A 26,425-nucleotide genomic window follows, 5' to 3' on the forward strand; every position below is an offset into this window, starting at 1 on the left:
CGAAGGCCCCTGTGGATGGATCGGGCTCGTCACGGCTCAGCCCGCGCGCGGTTTAAGGCCGCGAATGTACGTGACGATCTGATCGATCTGCACGTCAGTCAGGGCGCCGTCGAAGGCCGGCATCGCACCTTGCTTGCCGTGCTTGATGCGGTTGCGAATGAAGTCGTCGTCGCGCTGCGTGTTCATGAGCTGCGGTCCCTTGCCGGCGGCCCGGCCGCCGTCGGAGTGACAAAAGCCGCAAGTGCCCGCGAACAACTGTTCGACGTCCAATGTCTCGCTGTCCGGTGCAGGTGTGGGAGATTGCGCCTGCACCGCGGCACACGACAATGAAGCGGCCAGTACTACGACGGGCAATGCGGCAATCCTGTTGGCACACGGCAAGGCGTCGCGCTCCAGTTCCTTACATCGGCACTTCGACAGGCCGGGGAGCAGGCTTGCGCCCGCTCCCCGGCAGTTCGTTTGCACTGAGCCTATTTCAGGCTGTAGACGATCAGCGCGCCGTCGTCGCGCGGCATGCTCTTGTAGACACCGCCGAAGTTCGGCGCATAGTCGTCCGACAACATGCCGCCAAAGCCAGCCGTCACTGCGATGTATTGCTTGCCGCCCGCGGTGTAGCTGATGATGCCGCCCTGGTGACCAGTGCCGTCGGAGTGGTTCCACAACTCGGCCCCGCTCTCGGCATCGTAGGCGTGAAGCATGCCGCGGGAGTCAGGCACGAAGACGAGATTCCCCGCAGTCGACAGCACGCTGCCGAGCGGAGGCTCGGGATAGCGGATTTCCCATTTCTTTGCTCCCGTGATGGGATCGCGCGCGTCGAGGTGTCCATAGATCTCGCCGCCCGGAGGAGGCGCCATCTTGAAATCGGCGCCGATGTTGAGCTGGGCCTGGGGCGTGGTGACCGGAGTCGTCTTCTGGACTTCCAGCGTCATGCACCATTCCTGGCCAAGCTTGTAGTAGAGGCCCGTCTTCGGGTTGTACGAGCCGGCGTTCCAGCTGACGCCGCCGCCGATGTATGGGCACAGCGGCGGTTCGGTGACTTTCCCGACGGCGAAGTCGCGACGGCCGATCAGCTCGCCCGTCTTCGGATCGATGCTCTTGACGAAATTGATGTTCTGGACGAGCGGCCAGACGTTCTTGAGGCCGAGATTGCGGTCGTAGACGAAGACGAAACCGCTCTTGTTCGGATGAACCACGTATTTCTGGCCATCACGCTCGAGCATCACGAACTCACCGACGGCACTGTCGAAGTCCCAGGCGTCGTGCGGCAGTTCCTGATGATAGAACTTCAGCTTGCCACTATCGAGATCGAGACCGATCACCGAGCTCGTATAGAGATTGTCGCCGGGCCGTGCGCCCTGCGTCTTGAAGTCGGCGCCCGACCAGTCATAGAGCGGCGCCGGATTGGCGGTGCCCCACAGGACGGTGTTGGTTTCGGAATCGTAGGTCCCCGGCATCCAGCCGCCACCGCCGCCGGTGCGCCAGGAATCATTGCCCCACGTCTTCATGGCATCGTCGGTGCCGGCGACCGTGAGGAACTCCCACTTCTTCTTGCCCGTCGTGGCGTCCACGGCGAAGATCGGGCCGCGGCCGGGCCACTCACCGCCCTGCGAGCCGATGATCACGGTGCCCTTGGCATAGAGCGGCGCACCGGTGAAGCCGACCGTCAGCTTCTGCGAGTCGATCAGCTTGGTTTCCCAGAGGACCTTGCCTGACTTCGCATCAAGCCCGAACAGGCGACCGTCCATCGTTCCGACGAAGACCTTGCCCTCGCCGAGCGCGACGCCGCGATTATAGGGAGAATGAGTCTGGCGCGCGATCAGCGCCTCGTCGAGCTCGGGGAAATAGGACCAGATCACCTCGCCGGTCGCGCCATTGAGCGCGAATACCCGACTGTAGGACCCCGTGTAGTAGAGCACGCCGTCGGCGGCGACCGGCATGGACTGCAGGCCACGCGTGGAGCGGCCGGGAATATGGATCCAGGCCACACCGAGATTGCCGACATTGCCCGCGTTGATCTGTGACAGCGGGCTGTAGTGATAGGATTTGTAGGACCCGTGATAGGTCAGCCAGTCGTTCTGGCCGGCAGCCTCGATGCGCGCAGTGTCCACGGTTTGAGCCAGGGCCGACGACACGGTGAGTGTCGCACCAACGACAAGAGGCAGACCAGAATAGCACCACCACGTCTTCATGTGCAGTTCCTCCCGCTTTTGTGCTTGTTGACCGCGTTATGCGAACGCCGCCGCGAGGGACATTTGCAGCCCAATATCTGTCGGTTCGTCTCCATCGCAGGATGAGCCGGCAACAGTGTTCCCGCTCGTTCGGCGCGTATCGCCAAATGAGGCGGGATCATTTGTATTGGGTACTGTCCCCTCTCGCTCGCAGAGATAGAGTACGCCGGATCGCGAGGAGTGCAACCAAGGAATGCGCGCGAACGATGAGATGGAATGTCAGTTGCGCTGACTATTTCAGCGATCCCACTCCGCGCTCACAACAGGAACTTGAGCGCTGCTTCACAGCGCTCTTCGACCTTTAGCGTGAGGAGTTCATCCGCGCGGGTGCGTCCGAGATTGACGGCGGCAATCGGAATGTTCCTGCGCGCCGCCATCTGCACGAAGCGAAAGCCGGAATAGACCATCAGCGATGAGCCCACGATCAGCATGGCGTCGGCCTGCTCCAGATGTTCTTGCGCTGTTGCCACGACCTCGCGCGGCACGCTCTCGCCGAAGAACACGACGTCGGGCTTGAGGATGCCGCCGCAGGATTGGCAAGCCGGCACGCTGAACGATGAGAAATCCTCGTGCTCGAGATCGGCATCGCCATCGGGCGCATCCGCGGCATCGAGCGAGAGCCATGCGGCATTCGCGCGGCCGAGGGAGCGCTGGAATGCGTTGCGCGGCGTCTTCTCGCCACAGCCCATGCACCGCACGAGATCGAGCCGGCCGTGCAAATCGATCACCTGGCGATGGCCCGCCGACTGATGCAGCCGGTCGACATTCTGGGTCAGCAGCATCTCGCACTGTCCGTTCGCCTCGAGGCGAGCCAGCGCATGATGCGCGTCGTTCGGCATGGCTTGGCCGAAGCGCCGCCAGCCGATCAGGCTGCGTGCCCAGTATCGCTGCCGCGTGCCCTCTTCGCCCATGAAGGCCTGGTAGTTGACCGGTTGGGTTCGCTTCCAGTTGCCCTGCTTGTCGCGATAATCGGGAATGCCGGAATTGGTGCTGCAGCCTGCCCCGGTCAGAACGAAAAGACGCTGGTGCCGGCCGACGAAATCTTCGAGCGGACGTTTTGCCATGCCTGAGGATGTAGTCCGCTTCGATCGCCTTTGCCAGATGGAGCTGCGCATGACGATGCTGCGCTGCGGCCCCCGCGCCGACGAAATTGTGATTGTCGGCCCTGCCCCGGACGGCCCATGATGAAAGGGCGCCGACCTGCAATGCAATCCGGGGTACCCATGACACCCGTTGCGATTCCGCCCGCCGCCCATCGTCGTCATCAACCCTGGTACAAGATCCTCTACGTCCAGGTGCTGATCGCGATCGCGCTGGGGATCCTGGTCGGCTATTTCAATCCCGACCTCGGCAAGGAGTTGAAGCCGCTGGGTGACGGCTTCATCGCGCTGATCAAGATGATGATCGCGCCGGTGATCTTCTGCACCGTGGTGCATGGCATCTCCTCGATGGGCGACCTCAAGCGGGTCGGCCGGGTCGGGCTGAAGGCGCTAGTCTATTTCGAGACCGTCTCCACCGTGGCGCTCGCGGTCGGCCTGCTCGTCGGCGAGGTGCTCCAGCCGGGGCACGGATTCAACATCGATCCCTCCACGATCGATCCGAAGTCGGTGGCGACCTACGTCACCAAGGCCAAGGAAGAGGGCATCGTCGCCCATCTGATGGCGATCATCCCGGACAGCTATGTCGGCGCGATCGCGCGCGGCGACATCCTCCAGGTGCTGCTGATCTCGATCCTGTCGGGGTTTTCCATCGCGTTCCTCGGCAAGGCCGGCGAGCCGATCGTCGACGCCATCGACAAGGCCGCAAAGATGTTCTTCGGCATCATCCGCATCGTCGTGCGCGTCGCCCCGATCGGCGCGTTCGGCGCGATGGCATTCACCGTGGGGGCCTATGGCCTCGGATCGCTGCTCAACCTCGTGGCGCTGATCGGTACGTTCTATCTCACCAGCATCCTGTTCGTGCTGATCGTGCTCGGCGCGATCGCGCGGGTCGCAGGCTTCTCGATCCTGCGTTTCATCGCCTACATCAAGGACGAGCTCTTGATCGTGCTCGGCACCTCGTCATCGGAAACGGTGCTGCCGCAGATGATCCAGAAGATGGAGCACCTCGGCGCTTCGCGCTCGGTGGTCGGCCTCGTCATTCCGACCGGTTACAGCTTCAACCTCGACGGCACCAACATCTACATGACGCTGGCGACGCTGTTCCTGGCCCAGGCGACCAACACCAACCTCACGATCTGGCAGGAGCTCGGCATTTTGGGCATCGCCATGATCACATCCAAGGGCGCCTCGGGCGTGACCGGCGCCGGCTTCATCACGCTGGCGGCGACGCTCTCCATCGTGCCCGATATCCCTGTGCAGTCGATCGCGATCCTGGTCGGCATCGACAAATTCATGAGCGAGTGCCGCGCGCTGACCAATCTGATCGGCAACGGTGTCGCCTGCGTCGTGATCAGCATGTCCGAGGGCGAACTCGATCGCACCGCGCTGCACGAGACCATGGCCCATCCGCTGGAGATGGGCGAAGCGCTGGAGCCTGGTGGCGGGTCCTGAGACCCAGATCACGATGTGATTTCGGCGAGCCCGTAGATCGCAGCCGCGTTCTCGGCAGACACAAGACCGCTTTCAACGTCGTCCTTGACGGCCGCGCGTTCGCGCTCCCGAGGATCGCCGATGCCGGCACCGCCCGGCGTCAGCACGACGAGGCGATCCTCCGGCGGCACCTGCTGAAAGCCCTTGCCGCGCATCCTCTTGCCGGACTTCAATCCGACATAGCCCGCCTCGCCGTCACGGCCGCCATCGCGGCCGCGCGGCGGATGATCAATGCGGTCGAATGCCGCCAGAATGTCGAACGGCGCGTCGACGCCGCTGCCGACCTCGATGATCTGGCCGAGACCGCCACGGGTGCGGCCCGCGCCGCCGGAATCCGGGCGCAGCTCCTTGCGCCAGAAGATCAGCGGCGTCTGCGTCTCTGCAATCTCGACCGGCGTGCCGCGCACGCCGCTGGGATAGGCGGTCGCCGACAGCCCGTCCTTGGCAAAACGCGCGCCAGTGCCGCCATTGCTGGTCACCGCCATCGAGAACCCGTAATTTCCGCCAGCGCCGGAACGCGTCTGTCCGCGCACGTTGAGATTCCACAGGCATGAGGTGCCTTCGGCCGGCACGCGCTCCGGGATGATCTGGCGCAGGCAACCGAACACGACGTCGGGCAGCATCTGGCCGATCACGTGGCGCGAAGCCACCGGCGCAGGTTTTGGCGCATTGAGGATCGCGCCTGATGGCGCCGACACAGTCAGCGGCGAGAGCGATCCGGCATTGTTGGGGATCTCCGAGGCAACGACGCAGCCAAGGCCGAACACAGTGTAGGCGGTGGTGTAGGAGAGCGGCACGTTGATGCCGAACTTCGAGGCCGGCGAAGTGCCGGTGAAATCGACGTGAATGCCGCTCTCCGAGATCGTCAGTATTGCCGATAGCGCCACCGGCGCATCATAGCCGTCGACGATCATGGTGTTGCGCCAGCTTCCCTTCGGCAGCTTTGCGATCTCGGCAAGCACGGCCTCGCGTGAGCGCTCGCAGATGTAGTCGCCAAGTTCATCGAGCGTGTCGATGCCGAACTCGGTCATCATCTCGACCAGGCGCTCGCAGCCGACATCGTTGCAGCCGGCGAGCGAATAGGTGTCGCCCTCAGTGTCGATCGGCAGCCGCGTGTTGGTGCGGATCATCGCCATCAGCGTCTCGTTGACGACGCCCTGGTCGATCAGCTTCAGCATGGGGATGTACAGCCCCTCCATGAAGACGTCGGTCGCGTCAGGCCCGAAGCCGATGCCTCCGATGTCCATCAGATGGCTGGTGCAGGAGAACAGCGCGACCAGCTTGCCGTTCTTGAAGCAGGGCGTGGTGACGACGAAGTCGTTGAGGTGGCCGGTGCCCATCCAGGGATCGTTGGTGATGTAGGCGTCGCCCTCCTTCATCGTCTCCAGCGGAAAATGCGCGATGAAGTGCTTGACCGATTCCGCCATCGAGTTGACGTGACCCGGCGTGCCCGTCACGGCCTGCGCCAGCATGCGGCCGCTAAGATCGAACACGCCGGCGGAGAGATCGCCGCATTCGCGCACGATCGGGCTGAAGGCGGTGCGCAGCAGCACCTGCGCCTGCTCCTCGACCACCGCGATCAATCGGTGCCACATGATCTGAAGATCAATCAGGCTTGTGCTTGCATTATCCATGATCACGCCGCCTTTCGTTCCATGACGATGCTGCCGACACCGTCGATGTGGGCGTCAAAGCTCGTCGAGACGAATGTCGAGGTCTCGTCTTCCGCGATCACGGCAGGGCCGGCGATGGTCGCCCCTAGCTCCATGTCCTCGCGGCGGTACAAGGGAATTTCGACCAGGCGCCCCGCCCTTCCGTCGTAGAATTTGCGGCTCCCGGATGCTTTGCCGGCCGGCTTGCGCGCGACGCCATCGACGACTGGTGGATTGCGCGGCTCGGTGGTCGCAAGCACCGACCAGCTCAGCACCTCGATCGCAGCGCCCGGGATCGGGCGCTCGAACATCGCGGCATAATCCGCCTCGAAGGTTTTTCGCAAGCCGGCGAGATCGGCCGCGGTCAACGGCCGGTTCGGCAGTTCGACCGTGATCTCGTGGCCCTGGCCGACATAGCGCATGAAGGCGGCGCGGCGCTCGCGCACCGGCGCGCCGGCAGCGCCGGGCTCGACCAGCGCCCGCGCCTCGGTCGCCATCTCCTGCAGGAGGCTCGAGACCGCCGCGGTATCGAAATCGTCGAGCCGGACATGTCGGCTGCGCACCAGCTCATAGGCAATGGGTGCGGCCAGAAATCCGACGGCCGAGCCGACGCCGGCGTTGGACGGCACGATCACCCGGGAGACACCGATCTTCTCGGCAACGCGCGCCGCATGCAGCGGCGCGGCGCCGCCGAAGGCGATCAGCGTATGCTGGCCGGCCACGGCGCCACGCTCGACCGCATGCACGCGCGCCGCGCTCGCCATGTTCTCGCAGACGACCTCGTGCACTGCGTAGGCGGCATTCTCCGCTGACAGGCCCAAGGCCTCGCCGACATCGTGCAGCAACGCCTGTTTCGATAGCTCGGGATCGAGCTTGATCGTGCCGCCGGCAAAGGCGTCGGGATCGATCATGCCGAGCGCGACGTCCGCATCGGTCACCGCGGGACGCGTGCCGCCGCGGCCATAGCAGGCCGGGCCCGGCTCAGATGATGCGCTCTCGGGACCGACGGTGACGCGCTTCATGGCATCGATCCGCGCGATCGAGCCGCCGCCGGCGCCAATCTCGACCATCTCGATCACGGGAATGCGCACTGGCAGGCCCGAACCTTTCAAAAAGCGCGCGGCGCGATCGACCTCGAACACCCGCGAGGTCTCCGGCTGATACTTCTCGATCAGGCAGATTTTTGCCGTGGTGCCACCCATGTCGAAGGAGAGCACCTTGCTCTCGCCAAGTCGTGCCGCGATCTGCGCTGCGAAGATCGCGCCGCCGGCAGGACCGGATTCGACGAGACGCACCGGAAAGCGCCGCGCCGTCTCGATCGAGGTGACGCCGCCGCCGGAGGTCACGAGATAGATCGCGCCGCGAAACTGCTCGACCGCCAGCGCCTCGGCCATGCGCGCGAGGTAGCCGTCGATCAAAGGCTGCACATAGGCATTGGCGACCGCGGTCGAGGTGCGCTCATACTCGCGGATCTCGGGGCAGACCGCCGAAGACATCGTCACGGAGATGCCGGGCATTTCCTGCTCGAGAATCGCGGCCGTGCGCCGCTCATGCTCGGGATTGGCGTAGGAGTGCAGGAAGGCGATCGCGACGCTCTCGACCTTCAGCGCACGCAATTTCGGCCCCAGCGCACGCACCGCAGCCTCATCCAGCGGCAGCCGCACCGCGCCATGCGCATCGACGCGCTCGGGAACGGTGAAGCGCAGCGAACGCGGCGCCAGCGGTTTCGGCTTGTCGATGGTCAGATCGTATTGATCATAGCGGCTCTCGGTGCCGATATCGAGCACGTCGCGAAAGCCTTCGGTGGCGATCAGCGCTGTCTTGGCGCCGCGGCGCTCGATGATGGCGTTGGTCGCCAGCGTCGTGCCGTGAATGAACACGTCGATATCGCTGATATGCGCATGCGCGTCGGTGAGAATGAGACGGATGCCGTCGAGCACCGCCTGCTCGGGACGCGTCGGCGTCGTCAGCACCTTGCGCGTCCTGCGATCCTGTCCCACATCCAGCACGATATCGGTGAACGTTCCTCCGATATCGACGGCAAGCCGCACTTCGGCTCCCTCACGCATTCCAGATGTCTCCGTGCTGATCGACAGGCTCAAGTGTTGAGCAATTTGTATGCCATCGACTCGACCGATGGCAATGCGCTCTGCGATTTTGCCGGACACCTATGCGATAGCCAAGGATGCGCGCGGCTCAGCCGTTGAATGCCGCCTGCGCCTCCGGCAGATCCCAGATCTTCCCGATCGCGGCTGCGCCTTGCGCGGTGATCGCGGCCTCATTGCCATGAACGTAGCGGCCAGCATCGATGAGCACGCGACCGTCGACCACGACCTGGTCGATATTGGCGCGGTTGGCGAGCGCGACCAATGCACGCCTGACATCGAAGAGCGGCTGCAAATGCGGGTGGGTGAGATCGACGACGGTGAGATCGGCGGTCGCGTCCGGCGCAATCCGGCCGAGATCGGGCCGCTTGATGATGTCGGCAGCGGTTGCCGTGATCGACTCGATCAGCTCGGGAGAATTCGCGACATCGGCGCGTTGCGACGACGTCTTGGAGATGAGCGAGGCGGCGTTGAGTTCGCCAAGCAGGTCCATGTTATAGCCGTCGGTGCCGACCACGGTGCGGACGCCATGGCTGGCGAAGCGGCTGAATGCCGCAGTCACGCCGGCGCGCGCGAACACGCGTGGGCAGTTCAGCACGGTCGCGCCGCGCGCGGCCATCAGCTTGAGGTCGTCATCGGTGCTGGTGATGCAGTGCGCGGCCAAAAGATCGGGCGCGAGCAGCCCCAACCAGTCCAGATATTCCGCCGGCGTGCGCCCGCCATAGCGCTTGCCGATGGTCTCGACCTCGGCGCGGCTCTGGGCCAGGTGGGTCGTGATGGGAACACCAAGCTCGCGCGCCCTTGCAGCACAGGCTTTCAGCAGATCGGGCCCGCAGGTGTCGGTCGCGTGCGGGCTCATCGCAAGGCCAATGCGCCCCTCGCCACGGCCGTTCCAGCGCTGATAGAGCGCGTCCCAGGTCGCCATATCAGCCGCCCCGTCGTCGCCGGCATAACGGACCACACCGTCGGGACCGGCCTTGGCGTCCGATGTCGAAAACAGGTAGGGTGCGCCGTAGAACCGGATGCCCATCTCCTCGGCGGCATCGAACATCTCCGGAATGGAGTTGCGGAACGGCTCCATCACGGTGGTGGCGCCGCCCTTCAGGAGCTGGAGAATGCCGAGCCGCGCGACGGCCAGACGCTCTTCCGGCGACAACAGGTCGGCGCCGCGCTTGGTTAGCGGCAGGAGCACGGTGTAGACGATGCTCTGATTGTTGCGACGGCCGTTGCCGTCCTCGGTGTGGCTGCGCGCCACCGCTTCACTGAAGCAGTGATTATGCAGGTTCAACAGGCCCGGCAGGATGAAACGGCCAGGACGGTCATAGACCTGATCGGCGCTCGGCTTGTCGCGCGTCACCGTGGCGATCCTCTTGCCCTCGACCAGGACCCAATGATCGCGCAAGACATCCTGCGCGCCGTCCTTGCGTGCCAAGACATAGCTGCCGAAGATCGCGATCGTGCTCATGCGGGGCGTACGTTCCAGAAGACGGCGGTGCCGTCGAGAATGCCGGTGATGTTCTTGCGGTAGGCGGTCGGCTGCTTGTACAGGCCGATCGGCAAATAAGGGATTTCCTCGAAGGCCAGCGCCTGGATCTGGCGGCAGATGCGCTGCTGCTCGGCGAGCTCAGAGGCAGCAAGCCACGCGCTGCGAAGAGCGCCCATCTTCTCGCTCTTGTACCAGCCGGCGACCTTGCCTTCGCCGCGCAAATTGGTATTCCCCGCCGGATTGAGCCAGTCGATGCCTTGCCAGTTGCCAACCGCAGCACTCCAGCCGCCCTGCGGAAGCGGCTCCTTCTTCAACTGCCGTTGCAGCACGACTGCGAAATCGAGCGCAGCGTATTCGACGTTCATGCCAGCCTTGCGCAACGTGTCGGCGGCGATCTCACCGAGGGGACGCTGCGCGAGCGAATTGGTTGGCACAAGCAGCACGATCTTCTCGCCATTGTAGCCGGCGGCCTTCAGCTCCGCCTTGACCTTGGCGTAGTCGCGCGGACCGCGGAAGACGTCGAGCCCGACCTCGCTCGCCATCGGCGTGCCAGGAGCAAAGAAGCCGATCGGCGACACCTGATAGGCCGGATCGATACCCGCAACCGCCGTCATGAACGACGACTGGTCGATCGCGCCCAGCAATGCGCGGCGAACCGCGGGATTGTCGAACGGCGGCTGGAGATGATTGAGCCGCAGCATGCAGGTGTAGCCACGCGGATCAAGCACGCGCGTTTCGATGTCGCCCGCCGCCTTGATCACCGGCAACAGATCGTGCGGCGTCGTTTCCTGCCAATCCTGCTCGCCGGTCTGGAGCGCCGCGACGCCGGTGCCGGCGTCCGGCGTCGTGGTCCAGACCACGCGGTCGTAGTGCACGATCTTGGGGCCGGCGGTCCAATCCGGCTTGCCGTCGCTGCGCGGCTGGTAGCGGTCGAACCGGGCATAGGCGTTGCGCGCGCCCTGTACGCGCTCGTCGGCGAGATAGCGGAACGGCCCACTGCCGATCACCTCCGTCAACGGCTTGAACGGATCCTGGCTCGCCAGACGCTCCGGCATCATGAAGCAGGCGTTGATCGCGGCCTTGCCGAGCGCTTGCGGCAATAGCGGAAACGGATGCTTGAGACGGAAGCAGATGGTACGGTCGTCGGCAGCCGACAGCTCCTCGGTCGCCTCCATCAGCTCGCCGCCAAAGCCGTCACGCGCCGCCCACCGGCGGATGCTCGCGACGCAATCGCGCGCCAGCACGCGCTCGCCATCGTGCCAGAGCAGGCCGTCGCGCAAAGTCAGGTCCCACTGGAGCCCGTCATTGGAGATGACATGACCCGACAGCATCTGCGGCGAGACCTGGAGCGAGGCGCTCATGCCGTAGAGCGTGTCGTAGACCATGAAGCCGTGGTTGCGCGACACCTGCGCGGTCGAATAGATCGGGTCGACGAAGGCGAGATCGATCACCGGGATGAAGCGCAGCGTGGTCTGCTCCTCGGCGCGCAAGATCCCCGGCAGCGACAGTGCCGGTGCTGCGGCTGCGGCCTTGAGCAGGGAGCGGCGAGAGATCGGCATCGAACAAGACTCCTATGACGCAAGACGCGCGAGACGGCCGATCGGCGCGCCCTGCACCTCATCGTCGCGCATGACGGCGTGGCCGCGCACGATGGTGGCAACGGGCCAGCCCGTGATCTTCTTGCCCGCGAACGGTGTCCAGCCACAGGGAGAGACGATCCAGGAATCCTCGATGGTGCGCTTCGCCTTCATGTCGACCAGCGTGAAATCGGCGTCGTAACCTGCAGCCAGCCGTCCCTTCCCGACGAGGCCGTAGACCCGCGCAGGCCCGGCGGCCATCAGATCGACCATCCGCGACAGCGAGAGCCGGCCGGCATTGACGTGATCGAGCATGACTGGAACGAGTGTCTGCACACCGGTCAGTCCCGCCGGGCAATCCGGCCAGGGCAGTTCCTTGGCGGCGCGCGAATGCGGCGCGTGATCGCTGCCGATGGTGTCGGCGATGCCGTCGCGCACGGCGGCCCAACTCGCCTCTCGATGCCGCTCGCCGCGGATCGGCGGGTTCATCACGCCAAATCCCTTCAGCGCATCGTAGCATTCCGGCGCCACCTGCGTCAGATGGTTGACCAGCACCTCCACGGTCGCGACATCGCGATAGTCGCGCAAATAGTTCAGCTCCTCCGCCGTGGAGACATGGAGGATGTGCGCCGGACGACCGGTCTTGCGCGCCAGCGCCATCAGGCGGCGGGTACCGAGGAAGGCGCATTCCTCGTCGCGCCACTCCATGTGCGAGCGATGCGGCATGCCGCGCGAAAACATCGGCTTGCGCGCCTGGAGGCGATATTCGTCCTCGCTGTGATAGGCGATGCGGCGACGCCCTGCTCGCATCAACTTTTCCAGATGCTCGTCGTCCTCGACCAGCAGCGACGCCGTGGACGAGCCGGCGAACACCTTGATGGCGCATACGCCGGTCTCGCTTTCGAGATGCGCGAGCTCGCCGATATTGGTTTTGGCGCCGGCGATGTAGAGACCGATGTCGCAATAACTCTGCGCTTCCGCGTAACCGCGTTTCCAGTCGAGCCGCTCCTGATCGACGATCGGCGGATTGGTGTTGGGCATGTCGAACAGCGTGGCGATGCCGCCGAGCACGGCGGCACGCGTGCCGGTGCCGAGTGTCTCCACCGTCGCGTCACCAGGATCGCGCAGATGGACGTGGCTGTCGATCAGGCCCGGCAGGACGTGAAGGCCGCTGGCGTCGATGGCCTGATCGGCCGTGTCGGCCGGAGTCGCGGATAGCGTCGCAATGCGCCCGCCGGAGATGCCGACGTGGGCTGCGTCCTCGCCCCAGGGCGTGACGCAGGTGCCGTTCCGGATCAGGAGATCAAAATGCATCGTTCGCCCTTCATGCTTGCAACAACACCGCGCCGATCGCCGCAGCGACCGCCTGCTGCGCCGGCTCGACCACGGGAACGCCGATCGCGTCCTCGATCGCGGCGCGATGCGAGGCCATGCCTGCGCAACCCATCACGACGACATCGGCGTGGACTTGCATGACAAGCGCGCGGCCCGCCTCGATCAGGCGTCCACGGATATCGGCGCTCGCCGTTTCCGCCGCGCTCGCGCCGACCGACCAGCTTCCGGCATAGCGACCGTCCACCCCCATCTGCCGCACCATGCGCTGCTGGCGGCGAATGCTTTGCGGCGATAGCGCGATGATGCCAAAGCGCTCGCCGAGCGTCAGCGCGTGCAAGATGCCCCATTCGGCAATGCCCATCACCGGGCGGCCGCCGGCCGCCTCGCGCACCGCGTGCAGGCCGGGATCGCTGAAGCAGGCAAGCACGAAGGCATCGGCATCCTCGCGCGCGACGCGATTGACGAGCGGCATCACGACACTGTCGGCGTCGCGCTGCGAGGTGATGCTGGGCGGGCCTTCGGGCAAGCCCACCACCACGATCTCGGGCCCGCCGGGAATCCGCAGTGGCGCGACGGCTTCGTCGATCGCCGCCGTGACCGCCGCGGACGAGTTCGGGTTGATCGTGAGGATGCGACGGCGGGTCATGCTTGGCTCAACGCTTGGCAGCCTCATGGCGCTGGAAGTTGGCGGCGATGGCCTCGCCGGTCGTGATCCAGAGGTCCGGACAGGATTTTGCGTAGGTCAAAAATTCGCGCAACAGACGAAGTCGCATGGGACGTCCGCTGCATTGCGGATGCAGCACGGTGGTGACCATCGCGCCCCAGTCGCGGATCTCGTCGAGCTCGTCCTTCCAGATCGAGAGCACGTGCTCCTTGGGGAAGATCGGCCGCGGGCTGAAGCGGGCGGAAAGGCCATGCATCCAGTCATCATAGCTCGCGGTCACCGGCAGCTCGATCGTGCCCGGTTTACCGTCGGACAGACGGTGACGATAGGGCCGCACATCGTCGCGGAACGAGGACGTATAGACGATGCCGTGGCGCACGAGCGCTGCGCGCAGCTCCTCGGTGAACTCGCCATAGGGCGCGCGGTAGCCGATCGGCCTGACGCCGAGCCGGCGCTTCAGTGCGTCAAAACCGCGCTCGAGCTCCTCCTCGATCCAGGGATCGCCGGGATCGGGCAAAAGGTGATGATAGCCGTGATGGCCGATCTCGTGGCCGGCCTTGAGAATGGATTCGGCCATCGCCGGATGCGCATCGACCGACCATCCCGTGACGAAGAAGGTCGCCTTGAGATCGAGCTGATCGAGCAGCTCCAGCAGCTTCGGCGTGCCGACGCGCGCCTCAAAGCCGCCATAGCTCATAGTGATCAGGCGCTGTGCGTGAAGCGCATCCTTGCTGGTCCATGCGCTCTCGGCGTCTACGTCGAACGACAGGAACATCGCCGACGTATAGGGTTTTGGCCAGGGATAGTGGGGCGCAGGGTCCGCGGTGTTTGCCGGGATGAGCGGGATGCTCTGAAGTGCCTTACTGTCCAGCATTGATGGTCGCCTTCTCTATTCCGTTGTCGTTCAATTTCCATTTCGCCAGCAGCGCACGATAGGTGCCATCAGCGATCAGCGCATCGATGGCCTCGACCATCGCCTGCTGAAGCGCCTTTTCCTTGACCGGCAGCGCGATGCCCGTGAACTGCGTCGCGAAGGCGTCGCCGACCGGCGCATAGATGCCGGGCTCCAGGTCCATGATATAGGGCAGCGTCTCGTTGCCCTGCACGGCGGCGTCGATGCGGCCCTGCCTGAGCTGCGTGCGCGCATCGGCCGAGCCGTCGGTGCCGACGAACTGGATCTGGTTGCCGCCGCAATTCTTCTCGCTCCACGCCGCGATCTCGGCCGGGAACATGGTGCGGCGGCTGGCGCCAACCTTCTTGCCGCACAGCGCGGCCATGTCCTTGAACTCGGCTGCGCGGGATTGCTGCACGAAGAATTTCGGACCGCTGCGCAAGTAATCGACGAAGGACGCGATCTCGTGCCGACTCGCATAATCGGTGAAACCCGACAGGATCGCGTCCACCCGGCCTGTCGAGATCGACGGCATGAACTCGGCGAAACTGGTCTCCTGCCATTCGACCTTGACGCCGAGCTTGCGACCGAGCGCCTCGCCGAGATCGATGTCGAAGCCGGACAGCGCGTTGGTGGCGGGATCTCGGAACTCCATTGGCGGATAGTTCGGCACCAGCGCGACCTTGATGCTGCCTCGTTTGGCGATCTCGGCCGGCAGCTCGATCGCCATCACTGATGCCGTTGTCGCACAAACCAATGCCGCCGCAACCAACACTCTCATCATCGAAACGCCCCCATTCAGATCACCGCGGAAAGAAAAGCCTTGGTACGCGCCTCGCGCGGCGCGCCGAGCACGTCGGATGCCGTCCCGGATTCGACGATCGCACCCTGGTCCATATAGACGACGCGGTCGGCGACCTCGCGGGCGAAGCCGAGCTCATGCGTCACCACCATCATGGTCATGCCGCTTTGCGCGAGCTTCTTCATCACAGCGAGCACCTCGCCGACGAGCTCGGGATCGAGCGCGCTGGTCGGCTCGTCGAACAGCATCAGCATTGGTTTCATCGCGAGCGCCCGCGCGATCGCGACACGCTGCTGCTGGCCGCCCGAGAGCTGCGCGGGATAAGAATCAGCTTTGGTCGCAAGGCCGACACGCCTGAGGAGCTCGATGGCTTCACCGCGCACCTCGTCGGATTTCCTGCCCTGCACCTGCACCGGGCCTTCGGTGATGTTCTCCAGCGCGGTCTTGTGCGGGAACAGGTTGAAGCGCTGGAACACCATGCCGGTCTTCAGCCGTTGCCGCGCGATCTGCCGCTCGGTCAGGCGATAGAGCCGCCCGCCCTCCTCGCGCACGCCGAGCAGCTCGCCATCGAGCCAGATGCCGCCACTGTCGATCGTCGTGAGCTGGTTGACGCAGCGGAGCAGCGTGGTCTTGCCCGAGCCGGACGCGCCGATCAGGCACATCACCTCGCCGGGCCACACGTCGAGCGAGACGCTTCTGAGAGCCTGGAACTCTCCAAAATGCTTGCTAACGGAGCGGATCGCGACGAGGGGCTTTGTCATCGGGCAAACCGCAATGTGCCGCGGGCAAAGCGTCGCTCGAGCAGCATCTGGAGCGGCGTCAGGATCGACACCACCAGGAGGTACCAGAGCCCGGCGACGATCAGCAGCTCGATCACGCGCGAGTTGGCGTAGTAGATGTTTTCCGCGTTGTGCAGCACCTCCGGATACTGGATGACGCTGGCGAGCGAGGTCGCCTTGACGAGGCCGATGAACTCGTTGCCGATCGGCGGAATCACGACCCGCATCGCCTGCGGTAAGATGATCCGGCGCAGCGCGCGCAAGCGCCCCATGCCGATCGCCTGCGCCGCCTCATATTGCCCGATGTCGACCGACAACATGCCGGCGCGCATCACCTCGGAGGTGTAGGCGCCCTGGTTGATGCCGAGCCCGAGCAGTGCCGCAAGGAACGGCGTCATGACATCGACCGCGCGGGCGCTCCACAGGCCGGGAATGCCGATGGTCGGAAACACCAGTGCAAGATTGAACCACAACAGCAGTTGCAGGATCAGCGGCGTGCCGCGGAACAGCCAGGTGTAGCCGGCAGCCACGGACTTCAGCACCGGATTCGGCGACAGCCGCATGATCGCCACGACCACGCCGAGGACAATACCGAGCGCCATCGCGAGCACGGCCATCACCATGGTATTGACGATGCCCTCGATGATCACTTTCGCCGTCAGGAAGCGGCTGACATAGGACCATTCGATCTGGCCGCCCGCGAAGGCGCGGCCAATGGCAGCCAGCACCAGAACGATCAGCGCCGCGCTGAGCCAGCGAAACCAGTGCGGCTCGCGCGCGACGTGCAGCCCGGACAGGTCGGGAAATCCCTCCGCGAGTGCGGGCGCGGCCTTCATTGCGGCGCCGCGTTCATCAAGGGCTTCTCGACGGCGTTCGCGCCCAATCCCCATTTGTCGAGAATAGCCTTGTAGGATCCATCGGCGATCATGGCGGCGAGCTTGTCCGTCACCACCTCGCGCAGGGCCGCATCATCCTTGCGGAACATGACGCCCTGAAAACCCTTGGCGAAGGGCTCGCCGACAACGCGGTACTTGCTGGCCTCCTGCGATTGCGCATAGGGCAAGGTCTCGCTGCCCTGCACGGCGGCGTCGATGCGGCCCTGCTTGAGCTGGTTGCGGACGTCGATCGAGTTCTCGCCGGGAACGTACTGGATGCCCGGCTTGCCGGCCGCCTCGCAATTCTGCTTGCTCCACTTCTCGATCTCGACCGGGAAGCTGGTGCTGCGCGTGGTGCCGACCTTCTTGCCGCAGAGATCGGTCGCGGCTTTCGCCTCGCTCTCGGCCATGACGAAGAACTGCGGGCCCGTGGTGAGATAGTCGACGAAATCCGCGGTCTCGCGCCGCGAGGCGCGATCCGAGATACCGCTGATGATAAAATCGGCGCGCTTGGTCTGGAGCGAGGGGATCAGCTCGGCAAACGGCGTTTCGCTCCAGACGATCTTGAGGCCGCCGAGCCGCTTGGCGAGCTCGTTCGCAAGATCGATGTCGAGCCCGACGAGTTCACCCGTCGCGGGATCGCGATATTCCATCGGCGCGTAGGTCGAGTTGACCGTGAGCTTCAACGTGCCTGCCTGCTTGATCTCCGCCGGAAGCTCGGCCGCCTGCGCGGACGTCACGGCGGCCAACGCTGCGGTCTTCAGGAAGTGCGAGAGGCGTGTCATGTCAGCTCCTTCCAACGCCGCAATCGGCTGTCTGATTGTTAGTCCGCGTCGAGAACGGCCGGCTCGATGACGCCAGCGCGTTCGGTGATCACCCTGTATTGCTCCGGCCGCCGGTGGGCGGCGAAGTTGAACATCTTGTCCTTGCCCTGACGGCAGAGGTCGAGATCGATGTCGGCGACGATCACCTCATCGGTCAGCGTCTCGGCCTGAGCGACGATGCGGCCGTTGGGATCGACGATGCAGGAGCCGCCGATCAATCCGGAGCCGTCCTCCTCGCCCGCCTTTGCTACCGAGATCGCCCAGGTCGCGTTCATGTAGGCGTTGGCCTGCGTCACCAGCGTCGAGTGGAAGGTGCGAAGGCTCGCGTCTTCCGTCGTGCCGCCATTGGGATCATAGGCCGCCGAATTGTAGCCGATGCAGACGAGCTCGACGCCTTGCAGACCGAGCACGCGCCAGGATTCCGGCCAGCGCCGGTCGTTGCAGATCATCATGCCCATGATCGCGTGGGCCCAGGCCGAGCCGGCGCGGAAGGCTGGAAAGCCGAGATCGCCATATTCGAAATAGCGCTTCTCGAGCTGCTGATAGCGCGCGCCCGGCCGCGGCTCGACCGAGCCCGGCAGATGCACCTTGCGATAGCGGCCGAGAATCTCGCCGTCGCGATCGACCAGGATGGAGCAATTGTAGCGGCGGCCGTCTGCTGTCAGCTCGGCATAACCGACATAGAAGCCGACGCGGAGCGCATGCGCGCGTTCGAACAGCCTTGCGACGGCCGGGTTCGGCATGCCGCGCTCGAAATAGTGGTCAAGCGCCGCGCCTTCGAGCAGCCAGCGCGGAAAGAAGGTGGTGAAGGCAAGCTCAGGAAATACCACGAGGCTGGCGCCACGCGCGGCCGCCTCCTCCAGCAGCTTCAGCATCCGGTCAAGCGTATGCGCGCGCGTATCGGCTTTTTGCGTCGGCCCCATCTGGGCGGCGGCGGCGCGAAGGACACGAACCAAGACTGCCTCCAATCTGTGCGCGCTGCTGCCTCATTGGGCGAAAGAACTCTTTGATCCAGCGTGCAAATCCGCGGCCATTACGCGGAAACGGGAGTTGAAAAGCAATTCATTGTGCTATGATATTTTGGCCGAGAGTATAATCAGGACTTATATGAACCTGCGCCAGCTCGAGATCCTGCGTGCCGTCATTCGCCACCGCACCACGGTCGCGGCGGCGGACGAGCTGGCGCTCTCGCAACCCGCGGTCAGCAACGCACTGAAGACGATGGAGGCGCAGGCGGGCTTTGCGCTGTTCGAGCGCGTCAACAACCGCCTGTTCCCGACCGCAGAAGCGATGGCGCTCTACAAGGAGAGCGAGGCGATCTTCGCGCTCCATGCCAAGCTCGAAAGCCGTGTGCGCGATCTGCGGGAGAACCGCTCGGGGCATCTGTCGCTCGTGGCGACGCCGCCGCTCGCCTACAGCATCATTCCCTCTGCCCTGTCCGGCTTCCTGCGCCGCCGTCCGGAGACGCGGGTCTTTTTCGACGTTCGTCGCTACGAGGGTATCATCGAGGGCGTGCTGAGCCATGTCGCCGAGCTCGGTTTCGCGCTTGGTCTCACCCACCATCCCGGCATCGCTCATGAGGTGGTGCATACCGGGGAGATGGTTTGCGTCCTACCGCCAACGCATCCGCTCGCCGCGCAGCCGGTCGTCTCCGCCTCCGATCTCGTCGGCCTGCCCTTCATCGGGCTCGAACGCGGCACCCGGCTGGGCGAAGACGTGCGCGACAGTTTTGCCCGTGCAGGCGCGCCATTCCAGCCGACCGTCGAGGTGCGCTACTGCAACACGGCCTGCGTGCTCGCGGCCGCCGGCGTCGGCGCGGCGGTGGTCGATCCATTTTCGCCGCGGCAGAACGGCGGCAACGGCCTGGTCGTGCGGACATTCGCGCCGTCGACGCGCGCGGTCGCCTACATGCTGTGGTCGGAAGCAGAGCCGCTGTCGCGCCTGGCGAAGGCCTTCCTCAATGAAGTCCGCAAGGAGAGCAGGCTTCTGGAGAGCGGAACACAACAGGAGGCAAGGCGCGACTGAGCTTGCGCAGGCACGCACAATCTCTTAACCGAGGAACACATGGCACGCATCACCATCATCGAGACGGGAGCCGTCCCTCGCAAATATCGCGAACGCCACGGCTCCTTTCCGGACATGTTCGAACACATGATCCGCACTGAGGATCCTTCTGCTGCGTTCGACGTCGTCAGCATTCCCGATGGCGAGGCGCTTCCTGACCCGCACCAGTTGGAGGCGATCCTGATCACCGGCGCGGCGGCCGGCGTCTACGACGGGCTCGACTGGATCGCGCCGCTCGAAGAATTCGTGCGCAGCGCCCATGCCAACGAGACGCCGATGGTCGGGGTCTGCTTCGGGCACCAACTGATCGCGCAGGCACTCGGCGGCGTGGTCCGCAAATCGGACAAGGGCTGGGGCATCGGCCGGCACGTCTATCAGGTGGCGCCTGATAACGGCGTCATCGGCGGCGAGCAGCTCGCCATCGCCTGCTCGCACCAGGACCAGGTCATCGAGCCACCGCGGGACGCGCGGACGATCCTGTACTCGGAATTCGCACCGCGCGCCGGCCTGCTCTACGCCAACGGCACGACGCTCTCGGTGCAGCCGCATCCGGAATTCGACGCGGGCTTCGCGCAAGTCTGCTGCGCGCTCCGCGAAGGCCATGCGCCGGACGACGTCGTCGCCACCGCGAAAGCCTCGTTGGCCGAGCCGCTGGACAGCGCGAAACTGGGCGGCGCGATCGCGAGGTTTCTGACCCGAAAGTCCATCTCCTCATCCTCAGGAGCGCGCACTTACGCGCGTCGCGGAGGATAGAGACCGAGATGCAGCGGCGGAGGCCTTCATGGTTCGAGACGCCGCTTCGCGGCTCCTCACCATGAGGGGCAATGGTATTCCTGGAAGCTAGAACGGACTGTCGCCCAGCCCCGCCACATCCGCAGGCCTTGGCCCCGGCGCGGGCCAGTGGAAGCGACGATCCCCCTCCGCGATCGCGATGTCGTTGATCGACGCCTCGCGCCGATTCATCAATCCGTGCTCGTCGAACTCCCACTGCTCGTTGCCGTAGGAGCGATACCACTGGCCGCTCGCATCGTGCCATTCGTACTGGAAGCGCACAGCGATGCGGTTGCCGTCGAAAGCCCAGAGATCCTTGATCAGGCGGTAGTCGAGCTCCTTTGCCCATTTGCGGGTGAGAAACGCCACGATCGCCTCGCGCCCGTGAAAGACTTCCGAGCGATTGCGCCAGCGGCTGTCCTCGGTATAGGCGAGCGCGACGCGCTGCGGATCGCGCGAATTCCAGGCGTCCTCGGCCATGCGGGCTTTTTGCGCGGCGGTCTCTCTCGTGAAGGGCGGAAGCGGCGGACGCGACATGGCTGGCCTCATCGGTTGGGGACACGCAAATCTACGCTCGCGCGGCTGGAAGTCGATGGCCCCTTCCCTATTGGCTCATTTCGAAATCACATCGGCCTTCATCAGGTTGCGGATCGATTTCGGGATCGGCTGGGCGCGGCCACCGCTGATGAAGGCGACGCGCACTTCGGCTTTGACCAGCACGTCCTCGCTGCGCCGGATCTCCTGTGCCAGCATGATCGAGGCGCCCTTCACCGCGATCGGCCAGGTCACGACGTCGAGCACGTCATCCATGCGCGCGGGTTTCAGGAAATCCAGATGCATCGAGCGCACCACGAAGGCGAAGCCGGCGTCTTCCGTCTCCGCCTGCTCGAACAGCGCCTGCTGCTCAGCGCCCATCAGCCGCAGATGATTGGTGCGGCCGCGCTCCATGAAACGCAGATAGTTGGCGTGATAGACGATGCCGGAAAAATCCGTGTCCTCGTAGTAGACGCGGACCTGCATGTGGTGGCGGCCGTTGCGGATCTCGCCGTCGAGATGGGCTGTCACGTCGCGAGCCTCGGTTCATTGTCGAAGCTTCGTGTTTTGCGCAAATCAGCCCAACGCGCAAGCAGTGGCTACGACACCGCCTGCCCTGCATTTCCAAGTGTCACCAGCACGATTTCCGGGGGAACACCGAGGCGGAAGGGCATGAGGCTGCAACCGAGCCCGCCGGAGACGATGATGTCGCAATTCTTGCGGATATGGCCATAGGAGAGTTCCTGTCCCGACGGCGCAATCGGCGACCAACCGAGCAGCCGCACCTGGCCACCGTGGGTATGACCGGAGAGCTGCAGCGCGACGCGCGACGGCACGCGTGCGGCAATGTCCGGCTCATGCGCGAGCAGGATTACGGGTGCGCTGTCGGTGATCTTGCCGAGCGTGACGGCGAGATCGTCGACGCCAACGCGGCGGAGGGGACGAAAGCGTCGCGCCGGCACATAGGCGAGTTGATCGCCGAGCCCAGCGAGCCAGAACGGACGGCCCGCGTAGACCAGGCGCTGCGCGTCATTTTCGTAGACCGGAATCCCGGCGGCTTCCAGCGCCTGCCGTGCAACCGGATGCCCCTTGCCTTCGCGCTGCACGGTCCGGTCGTCCCACCAATCGTGATTGCCCAGGATCGCGTGCACACCGAGCGGCGCCTTCAGACGACTCAGCACCGACGCCCATTCGCCCGCCGGAATGGCCCGCCTCATATGGCGCTGGCTGACGACGTAATCGCCGAGCAGGACGGTCAAATCGGGGGCGAGGCCATTGGTGCGCGCAACGATGCCCTCGATCCGATCGAGCGACATCCAGGGATCGCAGGCGTGGAGATCGGCGATGACCGCGATCTTCAGCCTGAAATCGGAAGGCCATTGCGACGGCGAGAGGTCGTAGCGGGTCACTCGCAGCTGCGCCGGTTCGACGCCGAAGCCATAGGCCGCGGTCGAGACGCCAAAGGCGCCGAACCCGCCCATCAATCGCAAGAGATGCCGCCGAGAAAACATGAGATCCTTACCCGTGATGCAGGCAGAGAGTGACGAGCGATTGTAGCGGAATTCGGTTGCGTTTGTGCAGATCGTCAGCAGAAACGTTAACGGTCCCTCGCGCCGACCAGCGCATCCAGACGCGTCTTCAATTCGTCGGACGCCCGGTAATACCAGACGCCGCCGAGCAAGTCATGGAATCGCCTGTCGGCGCGGGCCTCGCGCTCGATACGGTCGATCGTGCGCAGGCTGATCACGTCCTCGAGAGGGCCTGCCGCCAGCAGCGACAGCAGCACGGGATTGGACTCCACCTTGAGGATCTCCAGGATCAGGTCGATCATCCGGTCGGGATCATCCTCGCGCAAATCGCGCTCGAAATCCATGATCACGAACAGATTGTCGTCCTGGTCGCGGTCGGACCTGGAATATTGCTCGATCCAGGCCTGCGCCAGCTCGGACAGCGACAGGCCAGCGCAATCGAGCGGCCCGCGCGGAGTGCGCTGGGCCATGTGATCGGCATGCCAGGCCGCATCATTGGCGATCCCGGCGATGCGCCGCATCAGCGGCTCCTGCTCGCCCAGATGCACGCCCCCGAGCAGCCACCGCAGCCGCGCATTGTGCTTCGCCTCATGCTCGATACGCACGATCACCTCGTCGCCGTGGGCGTAGAGCAGCGCCAGCAAGAACTTGTCGTTGAGCTGCATCACCGTCGGCTTGTCGGTCTCGGTCCTCAGCACGTCAAGAATGAGATCGAGCGCACACTGCGGCCGGCGATGCGGCAGACGATCGAAATAGAGTTTTAGCGCCCAGACACTGCCGGCCTGGTCGCGCCGGCTGACGCGCTGAAGCGCGCACCACATCGAGGCCAGCTCGGCCAGCGGCATCGGATCGAGAAGCGCTTCAGTCTCGTCAGGCGTCCGCAGTTGCGGTGCGGACGCGATGGTTTCAAGCAGTGTTGCGTGCTCACTCAGCCCCATTCTTCCCACTCCAGCCAATGTGCAGTAACGGCACCCCCGATCGCCGCGGGTCCGCATTAGTGGGAGCACAAAACAGGTGGGTTCAACGTCGCTCTAGTCGTCGCTCTCGTCCGTGCCGAACAAGCCGAACTGTGCCGTATCGCGCGAGGGCTCAGCAAGGCCGAGATGGCGGAAGGCGTGCGTGGTGAGGAGACGGCCGCGCGGGGTGCGCTGGAGATAGCCGCACTGGATCAGATAGGGCTCGATGATGTCCTCGATCGCGTCGCGCGGCTCGGACAGCGCGGCCGCCATGGTCTCGACGCCGACCGGGCCGCCGCCATAGTTCAGCGCGATCGTCGAGAGGTAGCGCCGGTCCATGGCGTCCAGGCCCGCGGCATCGACCTCGAGCGCGCTCAGCGCATGGTCGGCGATCTCGCGATCAATGGTATCGGCGTTCGCAGCCGAAGCGAAATCGCGCACCCGCCTGAGCAGCCGGCCGGCGATGCGCGGCGTGCCGCGGGCGCGGCGCGCGATCTCGTTGGCGCCATCCGGGCTCATGCCGACATTGAGCACGCGCGCACCGCGGCTGACGATACCTTCCAGCTCCTCGACCGTATAGAAGTTCAGCCGGATCGGAATGCCGAAACGATCGCGCAGCGGATTGGTGAGAAGGCCGGCACGCGTCGTCGCGCCGACGAGGGTGAACTTTGCGAGCTCGATCTTGACCGAGCGCGCCGCCGGGCCCTCGCCGATGATGAGGTCGAGCTGGAAATCCTCCATCGCGGGATAGAGCACCTCTTCCACTGCGGGGCTCAGGCGATGGATCTCGTCGATGAAGAGCACGTCGCGTTCTTCCAGATTGGTCAGAAGCGCGGCGAGATCGCCGGCCTTGGCGATCACGGGGCCCGATGTGGCGCGAAAGCCGACGCCGAGCTCGCGCGCCACGATCTGCGCCAGCGTGGTTTTGCCGAGGCCGGGGGGCCCCACGAACAACACGTGATCCAGCGCCTCGCCGCGCTTGCGCGCAGCCTCGATGAAGATGGAGAGGTTCTTGCGCGCCTGCTGCTGGCCGACGAACTCGGTGAGCGACTGCGGACGCAGCGCCGTGTCGCCGACATCGTCGCTGCGGCGCTCGGGCGTGACGATGCGGGAGGGCGTGTTCACTCGTTGCCTCGCCGGTACTTGTTCGGCAACAGCTCGCCGATGCTCGCAACCTTCGGCTCGCGGCCGTTGTCGGGAACGATGACCCGCGCCTTGGCGTCATAGTCATGGATCAACTCGCGGCAGATGCCGCAGGGCGAGACGACGGCGATATCGCCGGGTTCGCCTGGCTTCGGATGACGCACCGCGACGATGGTCTCGATGCCGTGATCGCCCGTCTCCGTAATGGCGCGTCCGATCGCGATCGCCTCCGCGCAGACCGCGTTGCGGCCGATATAGGCGTCGATGTTCACGCCCGTGACGATGCGGCCATCGCGGGTGCGCATCGCAGCCCCCACCTCCTGCCATTTGTTGCGATAGCGCTGGCTGATCGCCTTGGTCGCGGCGGCAATGAGTTCCTTGTCTTTATTGCTCAGCATGGTGGGAAATACATTCCTTCGTCAGTCAACGGCCGCGCAGGATAGTCTATTTTGACAATTCTTTCAGACCCAGGCGAATGAGCTGCGCGGTTTCCGCATTCTCGCCGGCATTGCGTGACGCCGTGGCAATGGCGGCTGCCGCCTGCGGCTGGCCGTAGCCGAGATTGACCAGCGCGGAGATCGCGTCCGCGACGGGTCGCGGGGCGCGCTGGTCGTCGACGGCGCCGGCGAGGTGCACGACGTGCGGATCGACATTGGCGAATGCCGGCGCCTTGTCCTTCAATTCGGTGACGATGCGCTCGGCGACCTTGGGACCGACGCCGGGCGTGCGCGACACCGCGGCCTTGTCGCGCAGCGCGATCGCGTTCGCGAGGTCAGCCGGCGACAGCGTGCCGAGCACGGCGAGAGCAACCTTGGCACCGACGCCCTGCACGGTCTGGAGCAGGCGAAACCATTCGCGCTCCTGGTCGGAGCGGAAGCCGAACAGTTTGATCTGATCCTCGCGGACGTAAGTTTCGATCGAGAGCACGGCGGCTTCGCCGGGCGAGGGCAGATGCTGCAGCGTGCGCGTCGAGCAATGCACCTGGTAGCCGACGCCGCCGACGTCAAGGATAACGAAATCCTCGCCGTAGGAATCGATCAGGCCCTTGAGCTTGCCGATCATAACCCGACCACCTTCAAGCGCAGGGCGGCACTCTGCCGGTGATGGGCGTGGGTAATGGCGATGGCGAGGGCGTCGGCGGCGTCCGCCGACGGCGGCTCGGCCTTGGGCAGCAGGATCTTCAGCATCACCGCGATCTGGTTCTTGTCGGCATGACCGGCGCCGACCACGGTCTTCTTGACCTGGTTGGGCGCGTATTCGGCCACCGTGATGCCGAACATCGCGGGCGCCAGCATGGCAACGCCGCGGGCCTGGCCGAGCTTCAGCGTCGCGACGCCGTCCTTGTTGACGAAAGTCTGCTCGACCGCGGCTTCCATCGGCTTGTGGTTGGAGAGCACGGCAGCGAGCCCCTCGTGGATCGCGAGCAGCCGGCTCGACAGCGGTAGCCCGTCCGGCGGTTCCACCGAGCCGCAGGCGACATAGACGAGGCGATTGCCCTCGGCCTCGATCACGCCCCAGCCGGTGCGGCGCAGGCCGGGGTCGATGCCGATGATTCGGACGGGCTGGCGAATCGGGGGCGCGGTCATGGGCCAGTGATAGCGGCTGGCCGGAGGGAGGG

General features: G+C 65.0%; 26 protein-coding genes. 3 read left to right on the forward strand and 23 right to left on the reverse strand.

Annotated features, from left to right (window positions below):
- Positions 1 to 36 precede the first annotated feature (36 nt).
- The 3 genes from SO180_RS00700 to SO180_RS00710 all read right to left on the reverse strand — a co-directional run bounded on the left by SO180_RS00700 (position 37) and on the right by SO180_RS00710 (position 3,343).
- Positions 37 to 270, reverse strand: coding sequence for a c-type cytochrome (locus tag SO180_RS00700; RefSeq protein WP_449376922.1), 234 nt, complete (start codon positions 268 to 270; stop codon positions 37 to 39).
- Positions 271 to 470: 200 nt separating this feature from the next.
- Positions 471 to 2,189, reverse strand: a complete 1,719-nt coding sequence (locus SO180_RS00705) for a pyrroloquinoline quinone-dependent dehydrogenase (RefSeq protein WP_449376923.1) — start codon at positions 2,187 to 2,189, stop codon at positions 471 to 473.
- Between the two features lie 296 nt (positions 2,190 to 2,485).
- Positions 2,486 to 3,343, reverse strand: a complete 858-nt coding sequence (locus SO180_RS00710; RefSeq protein ID WP_449376924.1) for an NAD-dependent protein deacetylase — start codon at positions 3,341 to 3,343, stop codon at positions 2,486 to 2,488.
- A gap of 108 nt (positions 3,344 to 3,451) precedes the next feature.
- On the opposite strand from SO180_RS00710, the gene SO180_RS00715 reads away from it, so the two are divergent.
- On the forward strand, positions 3,452 to 4,780 hold the full coding sequence (locus tag SO180_RS00715) for a dicarboxylate/amino acid:cation symporter (protein ID WP_449376925.1): 1,329 nt from the start codon (positions 3,452 to 3,454) through the stop codon (positions 4,778 to 4,780).
- A gap of 8 nt (positions 4,781 to 4,788) precedes the next feature.
- On the opposite strand, the gene SO180_RS00720 is transcribed toward SO180_RS00715, so the two are convergent.
- From SO180_RS00720 to SO180_RS00775, 12 genes are all read right to left on the reverse strand, one after another.
- Positions 4,789 to 6,453, reverse strand: a complete 1,665-nt coding sequence (locus SO180_RS00720) for a hydantoinase B/oxoprolinase family protein (RefSeq protein WP_449376926.1) — start codon at positions 6,451 to 6,453, stop codon at positions 4,789 to 4,791.
- A gap of 2 nt (positions 6,454 to 6,455) precedes the next feature.
- On the reverse strand, positions 6,456 to 8,540 hold the full coding sequence (locus SO180_RS00725; RefSeq protein WP_449376927.1) for a hydantoinase/oxoprolinase family protein: 2,085 nt from the start codon (positions 8,538 to 8,540) through the stop codon (positions 6,456 to 6,458).
- A 127-nt stretch (positions 8,541 to 8,667) separates the two neighbouring features.
- Positions 8,668 to 10,041, reverse strand: coding sequence for an amidohydrolase family protein (locus tag SO180_RS00730; protein ID WP_449376928.1), 1,374 nt, complete (start codon positions 10,039 to 10,041; stop codon positions 8,668 to 8,670).
- Positions 10,038 to 11,621, reverse strand: a complete 1,584-nt coding sequence (locus SO180_RS00735; protein WP_449376929.1) for an ABC transporter substrate-binding protein — start codon at positions 11,619 to 11,621, stop codon at positions 10,038 to 10,040. The genes SO180_RS00730 and SO180_RS00735 overlap by 4 nt, the downstream gene beginning before the upstream one ends.
- Positions 11,622 to 11,633: 12 nt before the next feature.
- On the reverse strand, positions 11,634 to 12,953 hold the full coding sequence (locus SO180_RS00740; RefSeq protein ID WP_449376930.1) for a dihydroorotase: 1,320 nt from the start codon (positions 12,951 to 12,953) through the stop codon (positions 11,634 to 11,636).
- Between the two features lie 10 nt (positions 12,954 to 12,963).
- On the reverse strand, positions 12,964 to 13,620 hold the full coding sequence (locus SO180_RS00745) for an aspartate/glutamate racemase family protein (RefSeq protein ID WP_449376931.1): 657 nt from the start codon (positions 13,618 to 13,620) through the stop codon (positions 12,964 to 12,966).
- Positions 13,621 to 13,627: 7 nt separating this feature from the next.
- Positions 13,628 to 14,512 (reverse strand): polysaccharide deacetylase family protein, encoded by an 885-nt coding sequence (locus tag SO180_RS00750; RefSeq protein WP_449376932.1) that lies wholly within the window; start codon positions 14,510 to 14,512, stop codon positions 13,628 to 13,630.
- Positions 14,499 to 15,314 (reverse strand): ABC transporter substrate-binding protein, encoded by an 816-nt coding sequence (locus tag SO180_RS00755; RefSeq protein ID WP_449376933.1) that lies wholly within the window; start codon positions 15,312 to 15,314, stop codon positions 14,499 to 14,501. The genes SO180_RS00750 and SO180_RS00755 overlap by 14 nt, the downstream gene beginning before the upstream one ends.
- 14 nt (positions 15,315 to 15,328) lie before the next feature.
- A complete protein-coding gene (locus SO180_RS00760; RefSeq protein WP_449376934.1) occupies positions 15,329 to 16,093 on the reverse strand; it encodes an amino acid ABC transporter ATP-binding protein in 765 nt (254 codons plus the stop codon).
- Positions 16,090 to 16,947: an amino acid ABC transporter permease gene (locus tag SO180_RS00765; protein WP_449376935.1), complete on the reverse strand. Its 858-nt coding sequence runs from the start codon at positions 16,945 to 16,947 to the stop codon at positions 16,090 to 16,092. The genes SO180_RS00760 and SO180_RS00765 overlap by 4 nt, the downstream gene beginning before the upstream one ends.
- Positions 16,944 to 17,771 carry an ABC transporter substrate-binding protein gene (locus tag SO180_RS00770; RefSeq protein ID WP_449376936.1) on the reverse strand — a complete coding sequence of 276 codons (828 nt, stop codon included), beginning with the start codon at positions 17,769 to 17,771 and terminating at the stop codon, positions 16,944 to 16,946. Before SO180_RS00770 ends, SO180_RS00765 begins: the two co-directional genes overlap by 4 nt.
- A 38-nt stretch (positions 17,772 to 17,809) precedes the next feature.
- Entirely contained in the window at positions 17,810 to 18,766 is a 957-nt protein-coding gene (locus SO180_RS00775) for an N-carbamoyl-D-amino-acid hydrolase (protein ID WP_449376937.1), read from the reverse strand.
- A gap of 151 nt (positions 18,767 to 18,917) precedes the next feature.
- Here SO180_RS00775 and SO180_RS00780 point away from each other — a divergent pair, with 151 nt between their 5' ends.
- Together SO180_RS00780 and SO180_RS00785 are read left to right on the forward strand one after the other, a co-directional pair.
- Positions 18,918 to 19,835: a LysR family transcriptional regulator gene (locus SO180_RS00780; protein ID WP_449376938.1), complete on the forward strand. Its 918-nt coding sequence runs from the start codon at positions 18,918 to 18,920 to the stop codon at positions 19,833 to 19,835.
- Between the two features lie 39 nt (positions 19,836 to 19,874).
- Positions 19,875 to 20,627 (forward strand): type 1 glutamine amidotransferase, encoded by a 753-nt coding sequence (locus SO180_RS00785; RefSeq protein WP_449376939.1) that lies wholly within the window; start codon positions 19,875 to 19,877, stop codon positions 20,625 to 20,627.
- Positions 20,628 to 20,714: 87 nt separating this feature from the next.
- Here the strand turns inward: SO180_RS00785 and SO180_RS00790 are convergent, their stop codons facing one another.
- From SO180_RS00790 to ruvC, 8 genes are all read right to left on the reverse strand, one after another.
- Complete coding sequence (locus SO180_RS00790; RefSeq protein ID WP_449376940.1) at positions 20,715 to 21,182, reverse strand: nuclear transport factor 2 family protein; 468 nt, start codon at positions 21,180 to 21,182, stop codon at positions 20,715 to 20,717.
- A gap of 75 nt (positions 21,183 to 21,257) precedes the next feature.
- Positions 21,258 to 21,665: a tol-pal system-associated acyl-CoA thioesterase gene (gene ybgC / locus SO180_RS00795; protein WP_449377020.1), complete on the reverse strand. Its 408-nt coding sequence runs from the start codon at positions 21,663 to 21,665 to the stop codon at positions 21,258 to 21,260.
- A 113-nt stretch (positions 21,666 to 21,778) separates the two neighbouring features.
- Positions 21,779 to 22,690 carry a metallophosphoesterase gene (locus SO180_RS00800; protein ID WP_449376941.1) on the reverse strand — a complete coding sequence of 304 codons (912 nt, stop codon included), beginning with the start codon at positions 22,688 to 22,690 and terminating at the stop codon, positions 21,779 to 21,781.
- A gap of 86 nt (positions 22,691 to 22,776) precedes the next feature.
- Positions 22,777 to 23,646: a DUF6869 domain-containing protein gene (locus SO180_RS00805; protein WP_449376942.1), complete on the reverse strand. Its 870-nt coding sequence runs from the start codon at positions 23,644 to 23,646 to the stop codon at positions 22,777 to 22,779.
- 93 nt (positions 23,647 to 23,739) lie between these two features.
- On the reverse strand, positions 23,740 to 24,789 hold the full coding sequence (ruvB, locus tag SO180_RS00810; RefSeq protein ID WP_449376943.1) for a Holliday junction branch migration DNA helicase RuvB: 1,050 nt from the start codon (positions 24,787 to 24,789) through the stop codon (positions 23,740 to 23,742).
- Entirely contained in the window at positions 24,786 to 25,205 is a 420-nt protein-coding gene (locus SO180_RS00815; RefSeq protein ID WP_449376944.1) for a cytidine deaminase, read from the reverse strand. The genes ruvB and SO180_RS00815 overlap by 4 nt, the downstream gene beginning before the upstream one ends.
- 46 nt (positions 25,206 to 25,251) lie before the next feature.
- Positions 25,252 to 25,869: a Holliday junction branch migration protein RuvA gene (ruvA, locus tag SO180_RS00820; protein ID WP_449376945.1), complete on the reverse strand. Its 618-nt coding sequence runs from the start codon at positions 25,867 to 25,869 to the stop codon at positions 25,252 to 25,254.
- A complete protein-coding gene (gene ruvC, locus SO180_RS00825; RefSeq protein ID WP_449376946.1) occupies positions 25,866 to 26,393 on the reverse strand; it encodes a crossover junction endodeoxyribonuclease RuvC in 528 nt (175 codons plus the stop codon). The genes ruvA and ruvC overlap by 4 nt, the downstream gene beginning before the upstream one ends.
- Positions 26,394 to 26,425: the final 32 nt, after the last annotated feature.

The organism is Bradyrhizobium sp. UFLA05-112 (assembly GCF_053572325.1).

Bases quoted from the DNA above. Each gene is read 5' to 3' on its own strand.
- SO180_RS00705 (WP_449376923.1), bottom strand. From the start codon at position 2,189: ATGAAGACGTGGTGGTGCTATTCTGGTCTGCCTCTTGTCGTTGGTGCG.
- SO180_RS00710 (WP_449376924.1), bottom strand. From the start codon at position 3,343: ATGCGCAGCTCCATCTGGCAAAGGCGATCGAAGCGGACTACATCCTCA.
- SO180_RS00715 (WP_449376925.1), top strand. From the start codon at position 3,452: ATGACACCCGTTGCGATTCCGCCCGCCGCCCATCGTCGTCATCAACCC.
- SO180_RS00720 (WP_449376926.1), bottom strand. From the start codon at position 6,453: ATGGATAATGCAAGCACAAGCCTGATTGATCTTCAGATCATGTGGCAC.
- SO180_RS00725 (WP_449376927.1), bottom strand. From the start codon at position 8,540: ATGCGTGAGGGAGCCGAAGTGCGGCTTGCCGTCGATATCGGAGGAACG.
- SO180_RS00730 (WP_449376928.1), bottom strand. From the start codon at position 10,041: ATGAGCACGATCGCGATCTTCGGCAGCTATGTCTTGGCACGCAAGGAC.
- SO180_RS00735 (WP_449376929.1), bottom strand. From the start codon at position 11,621: ATGCCGATCTCTCGCCGCTCCCTGCTCAAGGCCGCAGCCGCAGCACCG.
- SO180_RS00740 (WP_449376930.1), bottom strand. From the start codon at position 12,953: ATGCATTTTGATCTCCTGATCCGGAACGGCACCTGCGTCACGCCCTGG.
- SO180_RS00745 (WP_449376931.1), bottom strand. From the start codon at position 13,620: ATGACCCGCCGTCGCATCCTCACGATCAACCCGAACTCGTCCGCGGCG.
- SO180_RS00750 (WP_449376932.1), bottom strand. From the start codon at position 14,512: ATGCTGGACAGTAAGGCACTTCAGAGCATCCCGCTCATCCCGGCAAAC.
- SO180_RS00755 (WP_449376933.1), bottom strand. From the start codon at position 15,314: ATGATGAGAGTGTTGGTTGCGGCGGCATTGGTTTGTGCGACAACGGCA.
- SO180_RS00760 (WP_449376934.1), bottom strand. From the start codon at position 16,093: ATGACAAAGCCCCTCGTCGCGATCCGCTCCGTTAGCAAGCATTTTGGA.
- SO180_RS00765 (WP_449376935.1), bottom strand. From the start codon at position 16,947: ATGAAGGCCGCGCCCGCACTCGCGGAGGGATTTCCCGACCTGTCCGGG.
- SO180_RS00770 (WP_449376936.1), bottom strand. From the start codon at position 17,771: ATGACACGCCTCTCGCACTTCCTGAAGACCGCAGCGTTGGCCGCCGTG.
- SO180_RS00780 (WP_449376938.1), top strand. From the start codon at position 18,918: ATGAACCTGCGCCAGCTCGAGATCCTGCGTGCCGTCATTCGCCACCGC.
- SO180_RS00785 (WP_449376939.1), top strand. From the start codon at position 19,875: ATGGCACGCATCACCATCATCGAGACGGGAGCCGTCCCTCGCAAATAT.
- SO180_RS00790 (WP_449376940.1), bottom strand. From the start codon at position 21,182: ATGTCGCGTCCGCCGCTTCCGCCCTTCACGAGAGAGACCGCCGCGCAA.
- ybgC (WP_449377020.1), bottom strand. From the start codon at position 21,665: ATGCAGGTCCGCGTCTACTACGAGGACACGGATTTTTCCGGCATCGTC.
- SO180_RS00800 (WP_449376941.1), bottom strand. From the start codon at position 22,690: ATGTTTTCTCGGCGGCATCTCTTGCGATTGATGGGCGGGTTCGGCGCC.
- SO180_RS00805 (WP_449376942.1), bottom strand. From the start codon at position 23,646: ATGGGGCTGAGTGAGCACGCAACACTGCTTGAAACCATCGCGTCCGCA.
- SO180_RS00815 (WP_449376944.1), bottom strand. From the start codon at position 25,205: ATGCTGAGCAATAAAGACAAGGAACTCATTGCCGCCGCGACCAAGGCG.
- ruvA (WP_449376945.1), bottom strand. From the start codon at position 25,869: ATGATCGGCAAGCTCAAGGGCCTGATCGATTCCTACGGCGAGGATTTC.
- ruvC (WP_449376946.1), bottom strand. From the start codon at position 26,393: ATGACCGCGCCCCCGATTCGCCAGCCCGTCCGAATCATCGGCATCGAC.